This window comes from Ferrimonas sp. YIN67 (genome assembly GCF_057219095.1).
Genome location: NZ_JBXVVJ010000002.1, coordinates 168350 through 189635, shown reverse-complemented (window position 1 = coordinate 189635; position 21286 = coordinate 168350). Strand labels below are relative to the sequence as shown.

15 protein-coding genes are annotated in these 21286 nt (G+C 52.4%); 5 read left to right on the top strand and 10 right to left on the bottom strand.

Annotation, left to right across the window (positions count from 1 at the left end; genetic code table 11):
* Window positions 1-9: 9 nt before the first annotated feature.
* Genes AC2D8U_RS04530 through AC2D8U_RS04520 form a run of 3 tightly spaced genes read right to left on the bottom strand, consistent with a single transcriptional unit; the run spans window position 10 to window position 3049 of the window.
* A complete protein-coding gene (locus AC2D8U_RS04530; protein WP_484617863.1) occupies window positions 10-1155 on the bottom strand; it encodes an ABC transporter permease in 1146 nt (381 codons plus the stop codon).
* The gene (locus tag AC2D8U_RS04525) at window positions 1152-2087 is read right to left on the bottom strand and encodes an ABC transporter ATP-binding protein (RefSeq protein ID WP_484617862.1); all 936 of its coding nucleotides are present in this window, start codon (window positions 2085-2087) and stop codon (window positions 1152-1154) included. Before AC2D8U_RS04525 ends, AC2D8U_RS04530 begins: the two co-directional genes overlap by 4 nt.
* On the bottom strand, window positions 2084-3049 hold the full coding sequence (locus AC2D8U_RS04520; protein WP_484617861.1) for an HlyD family secretion protein: 966 nt from the start codon (window positions 3047-3049) through the stop codon (window positions 2084-2086). Before AC2D8U_RS04520 ends, AC2D8U_RS04525 begins: the two co-directional genes overlap by 4 nt.
* 237 nt (window positions 3050-3286) lie before the next feature.
* Here AC2D8U_RS04520 and AC2D8U_RS04515 point away from each other — a divergent pair, with 237 nt between their 5' ends.
* The 4 genes from AC2D8U_RS04515 to AC2D8U_RS04500 all read left to right on the top strand — a co-directional run bounded on the left by AC2D8U_RS04515 (window position 3287) and on the right by AC2D8U_RS04500 (window position 8062).
* Window positions 3287-3826, top strand: coding sequence for a hypothetical protein (locus AC2D8U_RS04515; RefSeq protein WP_484617860.1), 540 nt, complete (start codon window positions 3287-3289; stop codon window positions 3824-3826).
* The gene (locus AC2D8U_RS04510; RefSeq protein WP_484617859.1) at window positions 3823-4863 is read left to right on the top strand and encodes a S66 family peptidase; all 1041 of its coding nucleotides are present in this window, start codon (window positions 3823-3825) and stop codon (window positions 4861-4863) included. Before AC2D8U_RS04515 ends, AC2D8U_RS04510 begins: the two co-directional genes overlap by 4 nt.
* A gap of 369 nt (window positions 4864-5232) precedes the next feature.
* Window positions 5233-6606, top strand: coding sequence for a sulfatase-like hydrolase/transferase (locus AC2D8U_RS04505; protein ID WP_484617858.1), 1374 nt, complete (start codon window positions 5233-5235; stop codon window positions 6604-6606).
* Between the two features lie 730 nt (window positions 6607-7336).
* Complete coding sequence (locus tag AC2D8U_RS04500) at window positions 7337-8062, top strand: HAD family hydrolase (protein ID WP_484617857.1); 726 nt, start codon at window positions 7337-7339, stop codon at window positions 8060-8062.
* 35 nt (window positions 8063-8097) lie between these two features.
* On the opposite strand, the gene AC2D8U_RS04495 is transcribed toward AC2D8U_RS04500, so the two are convergent.
* The 5 genes from AC2D8U_RS04495 to AC2D8U_RS04475 all read right to left on the bottom strand — a co-directional run bounded on the left by AC2D8U_RS04495 (window position 8098) and on the right by AC2D8U_RS04475 (window position 14798).
* On the bottom strand, window positions 8098-8640 hold the full coding sequence (locus AC2D8U_RS04495) for a TrmH family RNA methyltransferase (RefSeq protein ID WP_484617856.1): 543 nt from the start codon (window positions 8638-8640) through the stop codon (window positions 8098-8100).
* A 747-nt stretch (window positions 8641-9387) separates the two neighbouring features.
* Window positions 9388-9999 carry a hypothetical protein gene (locus AC2D8U_RS04490; protein WP_484617855.1) on the bottom strand — a complete coding sequence of 204 codons (612 nt, stop codon included), beginning with the start codon at window positions 9997-9999 and terminating at the stop codon, window positions 9388-9390.
* Window positions 10000-10299: 300 nt separating this feature from the next.
* Window positions 10300-10800, bottom strand: coding sequence for a hypothetical protein (locus tag AC2D8U_RS04485; RefSeq protein WP_484617854.1), 501 nt, complete (start codon window positions 10798-10800; stop codon window positions 10300-10302).
* 135 nt (window positions 10801-10935) lie between these two features.
* A complete protein-coding gene (locus AC2D8U_RS04480; protein ID WP_484617853.1) occupies window positions 10936-12696 on the bottom strand; it encodes a UvrD-helicase domain-containing protein in 1761 nt (586 codons plus the stop codon).
* 2 nt (window positions 12697-12698) lie between these two features.
* A complete protein-coding gene (locus AC2D8U_RS04475; protein ID WP_484617852.1) occupies window positions 12699-14798 on the bottom strand; it encodes an ATP-dependent nuclease in 2100 nt (699 codons plus the stop codon).
* Between the two features lie 493 nt (window positions 14799-15291).
* Between AC2D8U_RS04475 and AC2D8U_RS04470 the strand changes: the two genes are divergently transcribed.
* Window positions 15292-15630: a cytosolic protein gene (locus AC2D8U_RS04470; protein ID WP_484617851.1), complete on the top strand. Its 339-nt coding sequence runs from the start codon at window positions 15292-15294 to the stop codon at window positions 15628-15630.
* A 503-nt stretch (window positions 15631-16133) separates the two neighbouring features.
* Here the strand turns inward: AC2D8U_RS04470 and AC2D8U_RS04465 are convergent.
* Both AC2D8U_RS04465 and AC2D8U_RS04460 read right to left on the bottom strand, forming a co-directional pair.
* On the bottom strand, window positions 16134-20504 hold the full coding sequence (locus AC2D8U_RS04465) for a beta strand repeat-containing protein (protein ID WP_484617850.1): 4371 nt from the start codon (window positions 20502-20504) through the stop codon (window positions 16134-16136).
* Window positions 20505-20999: 495 nt separating this feature from the next.
* Window positions 21000-21206, bottom strand: a complete 207-nt coding sequence (locus AC2D8U_RS04460) for a hypothetical protein (protein ID WP_484617849.1) — start codon at window positions 21204-21206, stop codon at window positions 21000-21002.
* Window positions 21207-21286: the final 80 nt, after the last annotated feature.

Sequence of the window (21286 nt, the reverse complement as noted above, 5' to 3'; positions counted from 1 at the left end):
GCCGCCGCTCTAATCCAGGGTCTTCTTAAACCTCATCGCCGCCAGGACCAAGCCAACCAGGGTAAAGAGTCCCAGCCAGATCATGTCCGTCATCAGATCGGCAACACTCGCCTCCCTGAGCACAACACCACGGATCGCCCGCATAAAGTGAGTGGCCGGCAGCAGCTCTGCGATCCACTGCGCCCCTTTGGGCATCCCTTCATAGGGGAACATAAAGCCGGACAGCAGGATGGAGGGCAGCAGCACAAACACCGTCAGCTGCATCGCCTGCAACTGGCTGCGGGCGATGGTGGAGATCAACAGGCCCAACACCAGGCTGGCGGCGATAAACAGCAGGGTCACCGCCAGCAGATCAAACAGGGCGCCGCCGATGGGCACTCGAAACAACCAATGCCCCAAACTGAGAATGATCGCCATCTGAACCAAGCCGACAAAGACATAGGGGATGATCTTACCCAACATCAACTCCATCGAGTGTACCGGCGTGGTGATCAGCAGCTCCAGGTTGCCCCGTTCCCGCTCCCGGACGATGGCCAGGGAGGTATAGAGGATCATGGTCATGGTGAGGATCACGCCGATAAGCCCAGGTACGATATTCACCACGGTGCGCTGCTCCGGGTTAAACAGCAGCGCAACCTCGAAGGTGGGAACCGGACGATTGACCGGCTGTTTGAGCAACTCCCCCAAAGGCATCCTGCGCAATGACTTGATGGCACCGGCCACCACAGTATCGCTGCCATCCACCAGCCACTGCGCCACGGGTCGGCTCAAGGGCTCACCCGTGGGCCCGGGTGTTTCCAGTCCCACCGCGCCATGACGGGCCAGTCGGTTGTCCACATCATCTGGGATGATCAACAGGGCACGCACCTCGCCACGGATCAGGGCCTGGCGCCCCGGCTCCACGGCGCTGAACCCTTGCGTTACCCTGACCACCTGGGTCGCAGAGACGATCTGCACCAGGGTGCGACTCAGGCCGGTCTGGCTCAGATCGACCACGGCGATGGGCAACCCCCGTATATTGGTGTTGATGGCATAGCCGAACAGGCAAAGTTGGATCAGGGGGATCATCACCACCATGCCAAAGGTCAAGCGATCCCGTCTTAGTTGCACCAACTCCTTGGTGAAGATCGCCCAGATCCGCCGCAGGGCGTTCATGGCCGCTCCCTCCCTGTGCACATCACAAACACATCCTCCAGGCTGGGCCGTACGATCTGACACTCCGAGATCTGAGCCCATTCCGGAAGTGAGCCCAGCCAGCCCAGGGGATCGGCCTGGCCCTGATCGATCAACACTCTAAGGCGCGTCCCCAGCTGAGCTGCGCTACGGACCGGCCCATAGGCCAGCAGACGGGACTTGAGTCCCCGCAACTCAGGACCGGTCAACTCCACCACATGCACCCCCATGGCGGCCATCAAACCCTGGGGGGTATCGTCCCCCCGCTTTCTGCCCGCCTCGAGGATCGCCAACCTGTGGCAGCGCTCCGCCTCGTCCATATAGTGGGTGGACACCAGGATACTGGTTCCCTGATCGCACAAGTCAAACAGCTGCTCCCAAAAGTCCCGGCGATTTTGGGGGTCCACCGCCGAGGTGGGTTCATCGAGAAACAGCAAAGGGGGGCGGTGGAGCACCGCTGCCGCCAGGGCGAGTCGCTGGCGTTGGCCGCCGCTCATGCTGGCCGCCAACTGGTCGGCCCGTTGGCTCAGGCCGTAAATACCGAGCAACTCATCGATGCGATGCCGGGCCTGCTGCCGCCCTAATCCATAGATCCGGGCGATAAACTGGAGGTTCTCCCGAACGCTGAGATCGCCGTAGAGGGAGAACCTCTGGGTCATATAGCCGATCCGGCGTTTGAGGGATTCCGCCTGCCTGGGCAGGGTCTGACCCAGCACCTGGATCTCGCCCTCGCTGGGGGCCAATAACCCAGTCAACATGCGGATCGCCGTGGTTTTGCCGGACCCATTGGGCCCGAGAAAGCCATAGATGATCCCGGGCTCCACGGTAAGATCGAGCCCGTCGATCGCTTTGAGCGTGCCGAAACGGCGGACCAGGCCCCGGGCACGGATCACCGGCTCGCCGAGATCCCTCATGGCAGCACCACCTGGGCTGGCAGGCCATTGGGCAGATCGGAGGCTTCCTTGGGAAGCTGGACTTCGGCCAGGTACATGAGGCGACTGCGCTCCGATTCGTTGAGGGCATAGTAGGGAGTGAAGGCCGGCGTATCGGCGATCCAGCGAACCCGCCCCTGATAGGCCTGCTCGATCCCATCGACCCTTACCTCGAGGTGATCACCTGCCCGGATCCGGGCTCGATAGGGCTCAGGCACATACACCCTGGCGTAGGGCGCCTCCCCCACCAGAAGGATCGCCAGGGGGCTGCCCTGACGGACCCGCTCGCCAAGGTTCCATGGAAGGTTATCCAGCAGACCCTCCCGGGTGGCGCGAATGGTCAGATCCTCAAGCCGCTTGCGCTCACTGGCGGCCACTGCCAGGGCCGCGGACAGTTGCGCCTCAGCCATACGCAGATCTTCCTCCCGCGTCCCGTTAGTCAGCTCCAGCAGGCGCTCCTGAGCACTGCGCAGGGCAGCGTGCGCGGCATCACGCTGGGCACGAATATGATCCCGGTCCGCCTCGCTTGCCAGTTGTCGCCGCACCAGGTTGTCGGTGCGCTCATAGCTGCGTTCGGCGTCCAATAGGGTGGCCTGCGCGCCGGAGACCTCAGCCTGGGCTGCGGCAACCAACTCGGGGCGAGCACCATTTCTCAGCTTATCCAGATTTGCCTGGGCAGCGGCGATCTCCGCCTGCGCCCGGGCCAGGATCGCCTGCTGTTGGCGATCATCCAGGCGCGCCAGCACCGTCCCCTGACGGACTCGCGTCCCCTGGGCTACAGGCAGATCGATCAATACCTCGGACACCGTCGCCGAGTGGGTGATCCGCTCCCGCTCCAGGATCCCTAAGGCCAGGGATTCGGGGTCACCCGTGCAACCGCTCAGGCTTCCCATTAGCAGGCTACCGGCCACCAGGCCAACACGGCGTACTGAGTTCCAGATCATGGGCTTGCTCTCCCCTGACTTTATGGGTCGCTGTTTTGAGCTTATCCCATTTTCATTGCCGACGTTGCTGAGTACGATCAAGGGGCTGGCTATTGAGTCAACGCAAATCGTTGACTTTCTCACCAGGTAAACTTTCCCAAACCATTTTCACCTACAACACCATTGACAGAGATGGCACCGGATCATAAAGCTAGTCCCGCCAAGGTCGGCAATTCCTTGATCCGGAGGATCTCTAAGATGACACTACCCCGAATCCCATCGGCCGCACTCTGGGCGATGGCACTCCTGCTTAGTGCGCCGGTTCTGGCCCAAGAGCAGCGCCTCTACCCCGCTTCAGAACTGTCAGCAAGCCAATTTATGCTGGCAGCCAGCACCGCCTATGAGGGACGGGGCTGGCAGATCACAAAAACCCAGGAAAAACCCTATCCCGCCGTCATCGCAACCTTGGATCATCGAGGCTATCTGTGCACCGTCGCACTCACACAAAAAGAGAGTGGGATCTGGCTTTCGGACAGGTGTGTCCGTAAATACCAAACTGGCCGCACAAAAGAGACCCGGATCCCGGACAACTGGGCAAACAACCTTCGTAAGGATCTTGGTCCCCTGTTGAGCAAGCACCAAACCAACCAACAGCCCGCCAACTCCAAAACGCCGATCACCACCGCCGAACGGCTACGAGAGCTCCAGGAGTTATTGAAGGAGGGGCTGATCAGCGAGCAAGAGCACCAAGCCTTGCGTCAGCAGATCCTCATGGAACTGGTCAAGGTTAGCGAATGACACACAGAGTGGTCCAGCCCAGGGGGCCGGTGGTGCGTTACCCGGCTCCGCTCAAACCCGGCGACGCCATAGGTTTCTTTTCCCCGTCGGCACCGGCAACGGCATGGGCGCCCAAACGTTTTGCGCGGGCAAAGGCCTTTCTTGAGCAGAAGGGATTTCCCCTGGTGGCAGGCAGCCTGACCGGCCACAGCGATCATTACCGCTCCGGCACCGTCGCCGAGCGTGCCGCCGAGCTCAATGGCTTGATCCGGGATCCCAAGGTGCGCTGTATCATCTCCACCATAGGGGGAAGTAACAGCAACGCCCTGCTGCCCTATATCGATTACCCAGCCCTGATGGCCGATCCCAAGATCATCGTCGGCTACTCCGACGTCACGGCGCTGCTGCTTGGGATCCATGCCCAAACCGGGCTGATCCCCCTCTATGGGCCCGCGCTGGTCGCCTCCTTTGGCGAATTTGCCCCCCTGGTAGAGGAGACTTTCGACTATTTTCAAGCGATAGCCTGCGGCCAAGCGCATCCCCCCCACCCTCTTCCCATGCCGACTCACTGGACCGATCAACGGGTAAACTGGGAAGGTCAGAACGGCCCCAAACGCACCTTTCCCAATGCCTGCGACTACCTGGGCAGCGGCCAGATCCAGGGACGGGTGATCGGCGGCAACCTCAACACCATGATGGCGATCTGGGGCAGCCCCTATATGCCGCCCATTTGCCACGGCGACATCCTCTTTATCGAGGACAGCCTCAAGGATATCGCCACGGTGGAGCGCAGTTTCGCCTTTCTCAAGATCAACGGCGTGTTTGATCGCGTAGCAGCGGTGATCCTGGGAAAACATGAAGGATTTGATGATCGGGGGACCGGAAGAACGCCACTGGATGTATTGTTGGAGCTCCTCGATGGACAACGCCTCCCCCTGGTCAACGGCTTTGACTGTTGTCACACCCACCCCATGCTTACCCTGCCCCTGTTCACCCAGCTGAACATCGACTTCGAGCACCAACAGATCAGCCTGGTTGAGGATTGGCTCAGCCGCTAAGCCCAGGCATCGCGCCCTGCTGTCCCAGAGACGTGAGCAGCCGCCAGCATTACCCGAGGCTTTGAGCGATGCACCTTACTTCCCCCCACCAAGGTATGTAGGCAACATTATTGTTGACCCGGTTACATAAGCCCGTTTCGCAAGCGCTGACACCGTGAAATCCTTTCCCGCTCCCCTTGGCAATGCCCTCCCTGGACCCCACTGGCAGGCAGACACAGTTTCCCTCAGGGTTTAACAACATTGATTTGACTCACTTTTATCCAAAACTTATGTTGGTTCATTACATCTCTTCTACCTATGGGCCAGCCCCCAGGAAAAACGTTCTCACGTAAGCGGCCACCGACATTGAGATAGAGAAGGATACTCACCATGAATACAGCACAGATGTTTGCCGGCGTAACAACCATAGCGGTTGCAATGATCTGTTCGGCACAGGCTGCCCAGGAACCGCCCAATGTCATCCTGATCCTTGCCGACGATCTGGGCTTTGCCCAGACCGGTCTTACCGGCGCTAATGGTTATCAAACGCCTAATATTGATCGCATCGGACTGGAAGGTATTCAGTTTGAAAATGCTTACGTGACCTCCGCCATCTGCGGTCCGAGTCGGACCGGCCTGCTTACGGGCAAATATCAGCAACGGCTGGGCCGGGAAGGTAATGGAGGGGGGATCCCATTGGATGAACAAACCATTGCTAATCGACTGGGCGACCTAGGCTATCAGACCATGGCCATCGGTAAGTGGCACGAGCCTAAACAGGACCCGTATCTGCCAACAAATCGGGGCTTCGATGCCTTTTATGGCTTCAATAACGGCGCCAGCTCCTACTGGCGCCAAACCATGCAAAGAGACCTTACCACCGTAGAGATCCCGCCCGGCTCCTACGTCACCGAGTTGTTTGGCGATGAAGCCGTGAACTTCATCGATCGCCACCATCAAGACCCCTTCTTCCTTTACCTCTCGTTCAACGCACCGCATGGGCCTTTCCAGGCGACTCAGACAGATTTGGAACGGGTCAAAACCCTGGATAAGGGGATCGAGGGTGACATTCGACCCGTTGTCGCCGCCATGGTCCTGAGCATGGACGATCAGATCGGCCGGGTTCTGGCACGTTTGAAGCACCATAACATCGACGACAACACCCTGATCATCTTCCTCAGCGATAACGGCGGTCTCTACATCGATAAAAACGGCTTACCTTATCCCGAACATAAAAGGATGGACAACGGGCCATATCGAATGGGCAAGAGCAGTCTGTACGAGGGGGGGATCCATGTGCCTTTCTTTATACGTTGGCCACAACAGATCAAACCGGGAGTAAGAAAACAGGTCATCAGCTCACTAGACATAATGCCCACGCTCCTGGGTGCAGCCGGAGCCAAGGTAACGCCGGAGCAGGATCTCGACGGCGTTGATCTTGAACCGCTGTTTATCCATCCCCAGGCCAAGCTCCCTCAGCGCAATCTCTACTGGAAAATGGACAAGTATCGTTATGCCATGCGGGCCAGCGATGGCTGGAAACTCGGCCAGATGGAGTTTAAGAAACTGCGTCGCTCGCAGATCACCCCGGATCTGGAGCTGCCCGCCGTGCTCTACAACCTCAATGAAGATATTGGCGAGAGCCAGGATAGGCTGTATCAAAATCCGGAGAGAGCACGCTGGATGTGGCAGGAGATGAAAGCTTGGCTGGAAACGACGGATCCCAAACTGTCGGCCGTGATCCCCGATCAACGCCTGGAGTAACCTCTCCACAACCCGATCTCGAGCCATTTAAGATGGCATAACGCACTCGGCATAGGCATCGACGGGTGCCTTGCTGTTTATCACAGGAGCGAACATTATCCTCGCCAACCCCTTGTCGATTTTAAGATTCATCACTTCCTGCAGCCATCACCGAGCCGCTTGTTCAGCAACAGCGCGGCTCAATACCAGATCAGGGAACAGGGTGCTCTGAAGTCGATCACGGGCCAAGATCTTGCTGCAGCACTGGGTCGGAATGAACAAGCTGGCTGATCCCCCAGGTCCTCATCCTCAACCACAGGGTAAAGAGCCTGGGCCATCAGGAATACTAATTTAAGAGCCGGTTGTGGAGCTCTGAGCACCTAAGCCTGCGGCAGTACAACCGGATAGTGCATCGGCGGGTTGATATGCTTAATCTCGACTCTACGCTGTATGGCACCATACTCCATGCGGAGAACCAAACCCTCATACATCTATCAACAGTCGAAGAACCTCAGTGCTGTTCAACGGCTTCTCGGCCACAGCAAACATGAGAACACTATTCGTTACCTAGGCATTGAGACTGAAGACGCACTCGAACTATCAGCTAGCCTAGAGCTTTGATAAGAAAGCCAGGGGTGGCTATGCACACCCCAAAGGAGTCACTGGGGGATTTTAATGACTCTGACCCCTTGAACCAAAGATGCTTTAGGAGTTGGTATACTGGCACCAGCCTATGACTTATGGATATCCCATGTACAAAGCATTACTGCTCGACCTTGATGAAACGCTGTGCGACACCACGGGTGCCAACAACCAGGCTTTGAGTGCTATGGCTCAACAAGCCAAGACCCTGTTTCCCAGCATCGACGAAACTCAGTTTGCCCAGCGTTATCTGACCGGGATCTACCGTGAATTCACCGAACAGCAAAAAGCTCGCTACCTACCGATTGAGGATGAGGAGGCGTTCCGACTGCAACTGATTGCCGACATTCTCGATGAGATGGATCACGCCGTGCCCAGCCCAGAAGTTGCGATTGAGCTTCAGCACAGCTTCGATCATACCCGCAGCGAGCGGTTCGATTTCTTCGCCGGGATAAAAGCGAAATTGGCACAATGGCGCGAGCACTACACGTTGGTGGTGATCACCAACGGCCCGGTTTTTTCGCAGCAAGCCAAGGTGGAGATTGTTGATCTGGTTTCTCAGGTGGATCACATCATCATCGGTGGTCAGGAACCGGAGCAAAAACCGGCAGTCAGCATCTTTCAAAAAGCGTTGTCACTGGCCCAGTGCGAAGCCCATGATGCACTCCATGTTGGCGACTCTCTGGCGGCTGATATTGCCGGTGCCAACGCCTCCGGGATCGCCTCTCTGTGGATCAGCCACGGCAACGAAAATAACAGCGCACACACACCGACCCACGTCGTCACCACCCCAGCGGAGTTCGCCGCTTATATCGACGCACTGCCTCGTCACTAAATCAAGTACGGGGAGATCTCACGCCTCGTCTGCACCTAACGACCGCGATGTGCCTTCGCATGGCGGTCGTACATTACGATGGCCCCACACACGGCCACGTTCAATGAAGCCGGTGTATCGATCTTCAGATAGCGTAAATGCGCTGTCTTTTTGGTTTGCGGTAGATGCTCTGCTGGGATCTCATCATGCAGATCAGTGAAGTGCTGCTTAATCTGAGTCAGTTCCGCGCTGGTGAAACCCGAAAGTTCCGGGCCTAGCAAATAGCTGGCATTCGGTGCATGCTCATACGTCTCCAATAACTCTGCACCGTCGACGGTTTCCACCACATTCAGCGTGGTCTGCGCCGGTAGGTGTTTAAGGTAATCGGTCAGCGTCTCAAAGTAATACACCGCAACATGGGACAAGCCATCCTGAGTGTCCATCTGGTGGGAAAACTTGTGGATGTTCCCTTTGTATTTATCGCGAATAACCCCGCCAATCACCGCAACGGAAGCCACGCCTAAGTTCTGGGCGCAGCGCAGCAACGTGGCGATATTTTCCCGGGAACGAGGATTGAGAAGCGCAAAATTGGTCACCATAAAAGACAATCCCAATAAAGAATGAAACGGAAAAGGCTTAACGGTGATCCATTGAGCCTGAGAATAGATTGCGCTGAAATTTACAGGTGACAGATCTCCTTAACAAGCGGGATGGCGCAGATAGCGGCCTAGGGTTTAACAAACTTGATCCAATTGTGACACTGAGCAAGGTGGCGGACCCGAAGGATGATGATTGATCGGATGCACATCCGGTGGCTCCGCTCGTCCATAAATGGGCATTGATTGACGCAAAACAAAGCCCGACTCTGAGCTCCCGATTTAATGGTGTATATTCCGCCACCTATCGACCACCGTTCCGAACAAACCTGGCCACGTCTCCAAAACAAACTGGCCAGTGTTCCGCTGAGAACTGGCCAGTAACCACCAGCAACCTAACCTGTTCAAAACAGCAGGCCGATCAGTTCAAACCAGTAGAGATGATCTATTTTTCGGATCGGATCAGTTCGCGGCGCCTGGCCAAACTGAACGCCCTGATGCTGAGGGCTGGACATTTCTACTGGTTTGGCCTGGACACTTTGGTTCCCGAAGCACCCTGCCCGATGCGGCTTGGATCGGCAGCGATCGCCCCGGTCCGGCCATTCAGAGAGTCTGATTCTTTAGGATAAAGGGTTAAGTTATCTGAACCCTTTATCCCTTCATTGAAGGAGGTGAGCAGCCAGACTAGCAGCGAACTTCCCTTCAAAGTCTTACCAGCCACGTAACGTCGGTCTGGACTATCGAAGCCACTTAAAGATGTTCTGGAGATTTGCGGCTTTCTCCTAACCCAAAGGGATTCGCTGGCTCGGCCTTAGGTTTTGTACCGGGTGGAAAAAGTCGAAATATTATCCCACTGGAATCCCGATAGTATTTCGTACCCTCCTGATCGTAATCTAGCCACGGCCCAATATCTTTTGAGTCTGTGCTCTCCTGTGTCCAGCCTTCTGAATCATACGTTGGTTCTGCGGTATAGGTTTGAGATCCTGGGATAACTGCAATACTCTGTGACATGAACTGAGAGTATGCTTCATCCCTGAAGTCAGGCCTTACATTTGGACTTAGAACCTCTTTCCAGTACTGACTTTTTGCTGCTTGCTTTTCTTCCTTAGACAAAGAAACAAAATCAGGGTTATCTAAAACCTCACTCCAAGTTGAAAGGCCCGTTGACTTTGCAATGTCATCCCAATCAAATACGATTGGATGCTGGCCAAGGCAAGCATCTTTAACTAAAGAAACTGCTTCTGCAGTTTTAATGTCATTAAGGTTTTCAAGTAAACACTTATCATAATCTAGAGGCTTCTTTGTGCACCCACTAGTGAATACACAAATTAAAAGAATGGATGTAATTCTTTCTATGTTCATATGCTTCGAAATCAGTGTCCGTTTAGATCTAGAGTGGAGTATATCTTCAAGTGGGTCAACAGCAAACCCCGGCTCAAACTGACAACTCAAAAGGCCATTTGGTGCCGAATCGAGCATTGTCAGTGTACCCCCAAGAGCCCAGGTTAATACTGACCACCACTGGCAGCGAGCGCCCCGAACCGACCGTTTAGAGACAGGAGCTACAACGCCTTCCTAACGGTAGACAACGCACGCTATACAGCCCAGCTTAAAATTTGTGCCGTAAGCACTGAGGCCAATCTACATGAAAGTGGCCAAGCGTTAGGATTGCCTGTTAAGTGATTTGTCATGCTTTCTCGACTCACTCAGAGCGACTTTCTCATAACTATTAAAAGCTAGTATTGATAAGCCAATGAAAAACACTGACAAGGGAGTTTTATTCATTACTTTCCAAGCACCTATCCAATCTATTGGAGATTTAGCCCATTCAATGTTGAAGATAACCATAAGGTCTATGACAGAAAACGGTAGCCAAGATCCAAAACGCAAGTATGAGTAAACTTGATAGCCAAAGATTCCTACACCTATCAGCAAGAGAGAACTAGAGAATATGAAGCTCAAAGCCTGCCCAATACGAGACTGAATTTTTCCTGAAGTACTTTGAGGCACAAGCGAAGTAATGAAGCCCCATAAAACAGGAAGCATAAATATGATACATATTGCAGTAAAAACCAGCCAAACTGGATTCTGAGTGTAAACTAAAATGCTTACAATGAATATACTTCCTAGTAATAAGCAACCTAGAAACAGTTTCTCAAGCAAGTATAGATTCTTTTCTGACATAACTTCCCTTAAACATAACGCCGCGCTCACCGGAAAATTGGAGCGCAGTGGAAATTTGTCCGAGTGCAGCGCCTTGTTAGTGCTACCACTAGGAATACAAAACAAATCATACCTTCAATCATATGGATAGTTGTATGCACTCAACATGGCAGAGGTTTCATAAGGGTTTCCACCTTGAGTTCTGCGCCCATATTCCGCAAATAAAAAAAGCTTCTCTTTTGCTCTTGAGGCTATTACATAAAGCATTTTGGACTCAGAATTTTGTCCTACTTGAGCAGGTTGATTAATTATGTCACTCCAATGGGGGACAAAACCTTTAAGTAAACCGAATGCTATCACTGTCTTATACTCTTCCCCCTTTACCCCATGACAAGAGTTTACAACTATTCCAGTGGACTCCTTAAAAAAGCTCTTAAGGGCAACTACCGTGTCTTCATATTGACCGTTGTTGTTTTCTATATTTGAAGTAGCTTTTTCAAAGAACAGGTCAAACTGTTCCTTGAGCAACAAATCGTGCGCTAAATCTATGTCTAATTCGTTCAACATAAACTCAAAGCACTCTTTAAGGTATTCTGTGCCTACAACAGCATTACTGTTAAAGGAGTTAATAACTTTAAGCAGCTTCTTAGCGGTTAAATCACGGGTATGATGATGACTTTCTGTGAGATTATTTAGCAATTCATTTGCCCATCTAACACGAGCACTTAGCAACCTTCCTGATGGCTCAGTCAATACCAATTTGGAAACTATTAACCAAAAATTGTCTTGCTGGCCGTGAAATGGTGACAAGGCTGGAGCGTCAAATTTTACTTGCGGTAGTAAAGTTATGAGTTTCTTTGTCATTGACCTTATCGGTGCCCACTGAGGAGCAATAACACATATATCATTTTCATTTGTACCATTATTGAGTTCTGATTGAATTAACTCTGATATAGCTTCGGCCAAACGGTCTTTGTCTACTGACTGATTAAAAAAGCTTATGGTTCCATGTTCATTTCTATGCGTTGCTTTTGATAAACCTCCTTGAACTCCTCTAAAAACAGAGAAGTAGTCAACCAGTCTTTGCGTAGAGCGGTAATTGTCGCTAAATGTAAAGAGGTTGATATTGCTACCCATAAATTCTGCGTTTAATTCTGCTAAGGAAAGGGATTTCCCCCCAATGCCTCCATAAATTGCTTGATTCTCGTCGCCTACAATAAACAAAGATGGCTTTTTATGTGACTCGTTAAATATTTTGGATAAAATTGCATATTGAAGATCTTGTGTATCTTGAACTTCATCAACGCATATGTGAGTAAATATATTGCTTAACGTTTGGGCAATTTCTGGCAGCGCTTCCATTAACTGAAATGCAAAATAGAGTGACTGGTCAAAATCAATTTTCTTTCTTGAAGATAGTATCTGACGGTATTCCTGCTCTACTTCTTTTTCTCGGACATTACGGTTTTCAACCACGCCTTGCCTATTAAAGGTTGTATTTACGTCATCAAAAATTCTTAAACCTTTATCAGCTTTTAATTTGTTAAGAATTCTTCTTGTTTCAAATTCATCTGCAATTGAATAACCAGAATTAAGTGTTGCAGAATATGAGGCATAAGGCTTTATTATCCACTCGAGTGCAAATGAGTGAATCGTCCCAGCCCAAACGCGGCCACTTTCGATGGTGTAATTTTCTTCTAGTCTTGTCTTTATTTCATCGGCAGCTCTGTTTGTGAAAGTTACAGCAAGCACTTTATTGTTTTTATGTTTTAACTCCTTAACGCCTTTTGCTATTCGTGCTGTAAGAGCTCTAGTTTTTCCACTTCCTGGACACGCTGTAACGTATGCATTTCCGTTGCAGTTTACAGCAGCGTGCTGTTCAACGCTTAATTTCATACTTATCTATCCAGCTGTCCAATCAGATAAGACAAGTCATCATCAGGGCATTGTTTTTCAAACTCATCAATACAGGCATTAATATCCACGTAGTTGTCGGTAAAAAATTGTATTGGTTTATCTTTATCATCCATTACTGGCATTGGGTTAGAAAGCCTGTAACAGCACATCTTATAAAGAATTTGAGGCGCAAGCTTGCGACCACATGAAAATGCAATTGCATCTAGTATGTAATTGGGGACGTAAGTTTGAGAAGTTACTTTTTCAGAAGTCAGCAGAGACAACCATCCTTTACCAACCTTGTCGGCTAGACGCAGTATTTCTTTTCCATAGATTTCAACTGCACCATTTTCAAGCAAGCCTATTGACTTAGCTATACTGGCTTGCTGTTGATAAATTGAGGGGAGCACTTCTTTGATTTCAATTGAATTATCAGCACCTACGAAGTCAACTTCAAAAGTATGATTGGCGTAAAAAGCGCTAATAAAATCATTATCCTTAGTATGTTCGTCTAGCTTGTCCTTTCTAAGTAACCCTGATTTTTGAGAGTTTCGACATGACTTTTGATACTTGTTGTCATCAGCCTCATCATCAGGAAGGGGTTCGATAGATGTATCTAAGTCAGTAATAATTGCACAGTGTTTTCGTATTCTTTCGGGATGAAACAAGTTTGAAATGTGCTCGAAAAAGGCACTATCCATGCTTATTAGGCTAATTCCAAGCTCGTCCAGTGATACGCCAATAGCCTTTTTAACTAAAGCAGGAATCAATATAAGCTCCGCTTCACCCTCCACTAAAATTACTCCCTTAGCAAAAAGAAGTGTTGAGCGGGTGGCGTTCAAATATCTTTCTATGCGGCTACACTCTGTTAGATTTAGATTGTTTGAAGGTTGAAAAACATCAACGTGATTTTCGTTCAACCCAAGTATGTTCATCTCGGAAATCTTTGCCACTGATGAAATATGGGTTGAGTGCGTTGATAGGAATACTTGAGTCTTATTAACAGCGTGATTTTCAAACAATGTTTTTTGAATATGAGTATGAATGTGAGCTTCGGGCTCTTCTATGACTAAGAACTGTGCGGCTTTATCGGCTTCTTGTTTTCGCTCATATTCTAGTAGTTTTAGTGCGACATAAATTAAGTTAGCACCACCAAGACTAAGCTCATTGAGGTCACCACTATAACCGTCAACATAATTGTCACCGACAGTTAGCGAAAGTTTTTGTAGCAGTTTATCTAGCTCATTTGGTAGAGACGACTCAATATCAATGATTGGGGAAAATGTATAACCAACCGTTTTATGCAGTGTATTTTGAATTCCTCTGGAAACCTGTTTAATTTCATCCAACTCAGAAATTGCATTGTTTATGTCAGAAACAAGGGTAGTAATGTTTTCTGAATCTTTATTGGATATTTCAGATTCCAGCCCTTTTAACAAAGCTATTAACGGGCTGTTTCTATAGTTTTTTAAGTCTGAAACTACATCTCTCAATGCCTTTACAAAAGTAAAGGATACTTCTTCGTGCAGTGGTGAAAGCTTTACTCCATAAGCTTTAAAATCTTTGTCGTCAGGATCAGGAAACACAAAGTTTTGAAAGTCACCAACTAGGTCCCGGTATGTATGGTCGCATAGGAAATCGGCGTTAGCTCTCCCAGAAAATACAGGCTCATAATCTTCTATACTAATCTCATCAATGAGTTGCTGGGCTAACGCTGCATTTCCACTCGCTTCAAATAGCGCTTGTCTTATTTTCAGACAAGGCCTGAAATAATAAGTTAAAGTGCCTTTTTCGCTGCCATCCATATGACCAGCATCGTGTTTTAGCATTTGACAGCCTTCATGAGCTGACAGCTCATCAAAATCTACCGAAATCACAATCCAGTGACCTTTCCAGTCCCCGAGATTACGGCAAAAATCGCTATCTCGTAACTTTGTGATATTTCTGGGTAGCGACTCGTCAAGCAGGAGCCTCAGAGCAAAAAGCGCATTGGTTTTCCCTGAACCATTTTCACCAAGAATAGTGTTAACGCCTTTTTTAAACTCGAAACTTGCACTTAGAAAATTTCTAAAATTTCGTATTCTTAATGAGCTTATGTACATCCCTTATCCTCGATTTCTTCGATACTCCCACAAGAGCACTAACAGTGGTGTTATCGCGCCCTTAGGCACCTTTATTGTCGCATTAACACCAGTGAATGTGAGACCACGCTAGCAAGAGTTCTCTGCTGAATCAATGCCTTAGACGTCAATTGGGGGTGTTCTCAGGGTGAAACAGAGAATCCTGCCGGTGAAAGTGCGCTTAGACAGCGAACGGCCGGTTGTGGCGCCGAAGCAGTCATCCGCTCTTGCTCTCACCTAGCTCTTAAAAGCGCAGCGTTCCCAGAACCCAGTGCCTTCTAATGGTCACAAAGCCGCCCTTCATTTTTGCTCTTCCTCGGCCTTAGCCGTGCTAAGGCCCTAGCACCTGCTACTGGCGCCCAAGGAAGCCACCGACAGCGCATGGCCCAGAGGCGCCCCACTTGCTAGCCAAATTACCCTCTGTGCTCTGGCCAGCAAATGATACAATTTCGATATCTGAACCATCGAGAACCTTATGTATATCCACCCTGTTAACGGCATCGACTGGCTGGTGATCACCGCCTATGAAGAGCTAAAAACCATGTTCATTGAAGACGCCGGGGTTATACCGACTTACTTTTCGGCTGACAGCGAGCTAAGTCTGATTGACCAGGCTAAGCGCGCTTATGGGCACCTGCCAAAATGTTCCGGTAGGGTGACTGATACCGGCACTTACCAAAGACCGGAGATAGAGGAAGATCTGAACCCACAACTCGCTTGTTTGGTAGAAGGACGAGGTCGGGTGTTTATCTACTTTGGCGGTTATGTGGCTTTTGTGGATGACGAGCAGACTTTTATTACTCGGATGGATTAAGAAGTAACCGGCGGTAAATGGCGCCAGAGCGGCCCTTCAGCGACAGCACCTCAACCGCCGCAAATCACTGTTCTACATAAGCTTGAATCGTAGCTCCCACCATTCATATGGTTTTACAGAACTAACCGATCCCCCTGCTGTTCTTCGCCGCGTTTGAGTCCCTCGAACCAAGTCGACTGGTTGATAACCACCTGCTTGGGCGTGAGCCGCTCTGGGTGTCAGTCAGGTGCTTATGCCACTCCAAAAAAACGGCCCGCAAGCTGAGCTTGCGGGCCGTTTCTCTCTTTGGATGCGGGGAGCTTTACCCTTAGCCTTTATAGATCTTGGGGTTAAAGGCTTCCTGCAGCCAGTCGCCCAGCAGGTTGATCACCAGCACCAGGGCCACCAGCACCAGGCCGGGGAACAGGGTGATCCACCCACAGTAGCCAAAATGAAGCGCAAAGCCCCACCAAGATGCCGGGTGGGGCTTTTCTTATCAGTTTTTTACCTTCTGAAGGTACGACTCAGTCGCAATCCAAACCATAGGTACCAACCGTGACGCCATCCACGGATACCGTCGCCGTATCGACGGTAGCAAATGCCGAGGTACAACTGACCGACAGGCTATAACTGCCATCCCCGTTGTCCGTTACCTGAGGCATAGGAACGATAGTGAAGCCAATAAACTGTGAGGTTACCGTCACACTATGCCTGCCATGACCCACTAAGGAGTTATCGGCCTGGCGTAACATCACCGTCACGATTTGCGGCGTACCAACGACCACATTCAAGCTGGTCGGTGCGACCGTGGTATTGGTTACATCCACCTGAGTAAAGGTGATGGTCTGAGTCTGACTGATCGCCACACCACCGACGGAAACAGATACCCCATAATCACCGGCATCACTTGCCTCGACCACCAAGGTGTAGGTCCCGTCATTGTTATCGGTATTGCTGTTTATCGTAAGCCCGGTCACAGGTGTCATCGTCAGCGCGCCATAGGAAGCGCCCCAGTCACTGCCATCAGTCTTTTTCAGAACCAGCGTCAGGGTCGCACTTTCTCCTACCTTTAACAGAAGATTATCCGCACTGAGCGTCGATTGTGAGCCGCTGGGCGCAGGATCTGAGAAGGTGACGCTCTGCGACCCTATCAACTCGCCATCGTAACGCACAGCAATACTCATGGACCCTGCCTGCGTGGCACTAAAGGTGGGATCATAATGGCCACTGCCCAGCGCCCCCTTGGACACTAGGCTGACGCCTGCAGGCAGATCGAAGGTCACCAGGCTGTCAGTACTGACAAAATCGTCCCCAGCAAAGTCCTTGAGCTGAATGTGCAACTGCACCGTGTCACTGCCATCGGCCAAGGCCGTGTTCGTCATGGTGCTTAAATCCGCCCGAGCGGGATCCAGCGCCGCCGTGAAGCTGGCGTTTTCAGTGCTGCCCACGACACTGCCGCCGTAGGTCGCTGCCACCGTCACCGCGCCCGCCGTGGAGCTGGTGTAGCTCTGGCTGAAACTGCCATTGCCGTTATCCACCACGCCCCCGGATGGCGTCATGCTGCCACTCGGTGTAAACACCACCTGGCCACCGTCACCGGCGATCCCATTGCCCTCAAAGTCATTGAGCTGCACCGTCGCGGTCAAGAGACTGCTGCCATCCGCGGCCACACTCGAAGCCGACAGGCTCAGGGTCGAACCACTGAGATCCAGCGCCGCCGTGAAGCTGGCGTTTTCAGTGCTGCCCACGACGCTGCCGCCGTAGGTCGCTGCCACCGTCACCGCGCCCGCCGTGGAGCTGGTGTAGCTCTGGCTGAAACTGCCATTGCCGTTATCCACTACGCCCCCGGACGGCGTCATGCTGCCACTCGGTGTAAACACCACCTGGCCACCGTCACCGGCGATCCCATTGCCCTCAAAGTCATTGAGCTGCACCGTCGCGGTCAAGAGACTGCTGCCATCCGCGGCCACACTCGAAGCCGACAGGCTCAGGGTCGAACCACTGAGATCCAGCGCCGCCGTGAAGCTGGCGTTTTCAGTGCTGCCCACGACGCTGCCGCCGTAGGTCGCTGCCACCGTCACCGCGCCCGCCGTGAAGCTGGTGTAGCTCTGGCTGAAGCTGCCATTGCCGTTATCCACCACGCCCCCGGATGGCGTCATGGTGCCCGTTGGAGTAAAGACCACCTGGCCACTGTCACCGGCGATCCCGTTGCCCTCAAAGTCATTGAGCTGCACCGTCGCGGTCAAGAGACTGCTGCCATCGGCGGCCACACTCGAAGCCGACAGGCTCAGGGTCGACTGACTCAGATCCAGCGCCGCAATAAAGCTGGCGTTTTCGCTGCTGCCCACGGCGCTGCCGCCGTAGGTCGCTGCCACCGTCACCGCGCCCGCCGTGAAGCTGGTGTAGCTCTGGCTGAAGCTGCCATTGCCGTTATCCACCACACTCCCGGTCGCATCCATCGTGCCACTCGGCGTGAAGACCACCTGATCACTGTCGCCCGTCACCGGGTTGCCCAGATAGTCGTTAAGCTGCAAAGTCGCCACTAAGGCGCTACTGCCATCGGCGGCGACGCTGGGCGCCGACAGACTCAGCGTCGACTGACTGAGATCCACTGCCGCAGTAAAGCTCACGTGTGCTGAGCGCTCCAATGCCGTACCGCCAATACCGGCCGTGATCTCCACATTGCCGGGTGTGGTGGCGGTTAGCGTGGCGTTATAACTGCCGTCGTTGTTGTCGATAACGTCACTCGTCGACACCCCATCGCTAGGGGAAACGAACAACTGGAGCTCGCCGCTGCTGGCACTCCTGGCGTTGCCAAAGCTGTCGGTTTCCTGAACATGGATAGAGATCTCAGTACTCCCATCAGCGGGAACCGACGCTGGGGTTGCAGTTACGGTCGATTGAGCATAATCGATGGGATCATCCGCCATACACCAGGACTGAGACGAGACCAGCGGAATAAAGATCTCGATGACCTCATCCTCCTCGGCGGTGAACTGATAGCGCCCGCTCCACCAATAATACTGTTCAAACTGGGTATAGGCATATGTGTAGTAGTCCACCGAATCAACCACTGCATTAAAAAATGCCTCGCCGTCGGCGTTTGCGGTTACATATTGATACTGGCTGTAGTCGGTGCTGTAGGTCCAGTCCCGAGCCCCCTCGGCCGGTCGTGACTTGAGGATCGTGCCATCATCATCCAGACATGCCAGTGAGAAGGTCGCACTCTGACGGATGGTGGGACACGCCGCGAGATTGTCGAGGACGATGTCAATTTCGCCTTCAGCGGCAACAAACTCGGTTCTCGCCCGGGCCTGACCGCCATAGTAATAGAGGTTATAGGTTGAGCCTTCTGTCAGATTGGTCAGGGACAGGGTATCCCCCTCCAGGTAACCCCAGGATACCCAGGTATAACCCTCTCTAACGTAGTACCAGCCCTTGGTGACCTCACTGGTCTTATCCAGATCAATGGGACAGGCCATACTCAGCTTGAGTCCGGCATCCACCCTCGGTGGGTTATCCACCGACAGGGTGGCCTTAAGAGTTTTGACTTCATCCTGGCCCACGCCAAAACAGAAGTTATCCAGGGATACGCCATTATCGCCCGCATCGTAGATCTGACCATCAGCCTCGATGGACCCCAGGATACCGTTGCCCGCACTGTCTAGAAAATCAATGGTTCCGGCAAAGGCCGGAACCCGGGCGATCTCCAGTTTATTTAACGGTTCCCCCCAGCCTGACTTAGTTCTTGCCCAGCCGCCACCGGCTTTGGCAAACGCCAGCGTCACACTCTGGTTATTGGGGTCCCCTTGGGCGTCGACAACATCGATCTCCAGCGAGCATCGATCGCTGCCATACCAGTCCAGATTGTACCGTGACAGATGCGTTAGCTCAGCCTGAACCGCCAATGTGTCCTCGGAAGAACCCACAATGGCGGCATCCCCCTCATAGCGCCAGCCCTGCTCCGACTCACTGTAACTCCATAAGGGGATGCTGCCATCCGTCTCCGTCAGGGCAACGCCCGTCTCTGGATTGAGGGTACTTTTGGGCACATTCATAGTCAGGATGGCACTGTCCCCGGCAAAACCGGTCGCCTGATTGCCCTGATCGTCGCGGATCTCGATCAACACCAACCCGGCACTGATAAAGTAAAAGCCGTTGCTAAGATCTACGCCTTCAGGACCATCACCTAAGATACCGTCGATGTCCATGCCTCCGGGAAAGTTCAGCAGAGGGCTTTGTGCCGGAGGTGTCAACCCCTTGGGATCGGCGGAGAGCAACATCGCCGAGATCGTCACCTCACCCTGAGGCTCAAACGGCTGGCCATCACTTGCCAACAGCTCAAGCCCGGCCGGCAGGGACAACCAAAATGACGCTCCATCGAGGATGGCTGCCGCCTCTGAATCATCGGTTAAGGCGGGCGCGGAGAGTATTAGAGGCGCAACCAGTTCATTGCCAGCAAGCTCAAGGGTCTGCTCAACATACAGTGCGGGGTGCTTATCGTTGCTGCGTTTGGCCAGCAACTGCACCTCATGCTGTTGGCTTGTATCTTCCGTCAAGAGATCAATGGCCAGGCTCTGATAAAAATACTCATCCGATATCATTCCCAAGGTAAGCTGAGCAATCTGATCCACGCTACGGACCAATTGATCAGAACGCACCTCCAGTACCAGGACGCCAGAAGCCGGAACCTTAATATCTCCCAACTGAGTGCTCGACTGCGAAGACCAGCGCGCGACCGGTTGTTCATCGATATCCAGCACCAGAACCTGAGCTTCGGGATCCTGCCCAGTCAATGTCAGCGCTGTGGTGATATTGAGCTCACTCAGATCCCCGCCATCCACGACATTCTCAAAGTGGATGATCAACTCAATCGAGCCTGCCGGGACCACCACAGGCGGATCGACTTGATCAGGTTCAATGCGCTGATCACTGCAAGCGCTCAGGAGCACAAGGGATAGGAATGATAAAAATAGCCATATCACGCGACCGCGTGTCCGAAGATGATTTAACCGGGTGAGCATGGGTGATCCTCCTTGATTCTTCCCTATTCGAGTATAGACGGCATTTTGCCAACCCATTCGGCTTTCCCCTTTATTTACAGCAAGTTCGCGCCGAACAGTCGCGTCAGAATAACGCGCCACCAAGCCGCACCCGCCCAGCCCAATACACTCCGCACCAGCTGCAACTTAGAGGAAATGTTCACAGACAGCTAAAGGTGCCTTCGGCAGAGGGAAAATAATCCGGTTAAATAGCCACCCAACGCCTCAGGCTACCAACAGATCCGACAGAGGAACGTCGTAGTGCGCGCACAGACGCCCCAGATGGCAAAACGGCCCGCAGCTGAGCTTGCGGGCCGTTTCTCTCTTTGGATGCGGGGAGCTTTACCCTTAGCCTTTATAGATCTTGGGGTTAAAGGCTTCCTGCAGCCAGTCGCCCAGCAGGTTGATCACCAGCACCAGGGCCACCAGCACCAGGCCGGGGAACAGGGTGATCCACCAGGAGCCGGAGAAGATGTAGTTGAAACCTGAGCTGATCAGGGAGCCCAGTGACGGCTGGGTCGGTCGTCGGTCGGTCGGTCGGTCAGCATACGCCACACAGCAGCCATTCGACAAAAACGGCTCAGACTTTCACTTTTCGCTCATTTTATGTATTTGGCCTGTCCGCTTCCCCTAAT

What these genes read in the sequence shown, in the direction of transcription:
- AC2D8U_RS04530 (WP_484617863.1), bottom strand. Translation starts at nt 1,155, where the DNA reads ATGAACGCCCTGCGGCGGATCTGGGCGATCTTCACCAAGGAGTTGGTG.
- AC2D8U_RS04525 (WP_484617862.1), bottom strand. Translation starts at nt 2,087, where the DNA reads ATGAGGGATCTCGGCGAGCCGGTGATCCGTGCCCGGGGCCTGGTCCGC.
- AC2D8U_RS04520 (WP_484617861.1), bottom strand. Translation starts at nt 3,049, where the DNA reads ATGATCTGGAACTCAGTACGCCGTGTTGGCCTGGTGGCCGGTAGCCTG.
- AC2D8U_RS04515 (WP_484617860.1), top strand. Translation starts at nt 3,287, where the DNA reads ATGACACTACCCCGAATCCCATCGGCCGCACTCTGGGCGATGGCACTC.
- AC2D8U_RS04510 (WP_484617859.1), top strand. Translation starts at nt 3,823, where the DNA reads ATGACACACAGAGTGGTCCAGCCCAGGGGGCCGGTGGTGCGTTACCCG.
- AC2D8U_RS04505 (WP_484617858.1), top strand. Translation starts at nt 5,233, where the DNA reads ATGAATACAGCACAGATGTTTGCCGGCGTAACAACCATAGCGGTTGCA.
- AC2D8U_RS04500 (WP_484617857.1), top strand. Translation starts at nt 7,337, where the DNA reads ATGTACAAAGCATTACTGCTCGACCTTGATGAAACGCTGTGCGACACC.
- AC2D8U_RS04495 (WP_484617856.1), bottom strand. Translation starts at nt 8,640, where the DNA reads ATGGTGACCAATTTTGCGCTTCTCAATCCTCGTTCCCGGGAAAATATC.
- AC2D8U_RS04490 (WP_484617855.1), bottom strand. Translation starts at nt 9,999, where the DNA reads ATGAACATAGAAAGAATTACATCCATTCTTTTAATTTGTGTATTCACT.
- AC2D8U_RS04480 (WP_484617853.1), bottom strand. Translation starts at nt 12,696, where the DNA reads ATGAAATTAAGCGTTGAACAGCACGCTGCTGTAAACTGCAACGGAAAT.
- AC2D8U_RS04475 (WP_484617852.1), bottom strand. Translation starts at nt 14,798, where the DNA reads ATGTACATAAGCTCATTAAGAATACGAAATTTTAGAAATTTTCTAAGT.
- AC2D8U_RS04470 (WP_484617851.1), top strand. Translation starts at nt 15,292, where the DNA reads ATGTATATCCACCCTGTTAACGGCATCGACTGGCTGGTGATCACCGCC.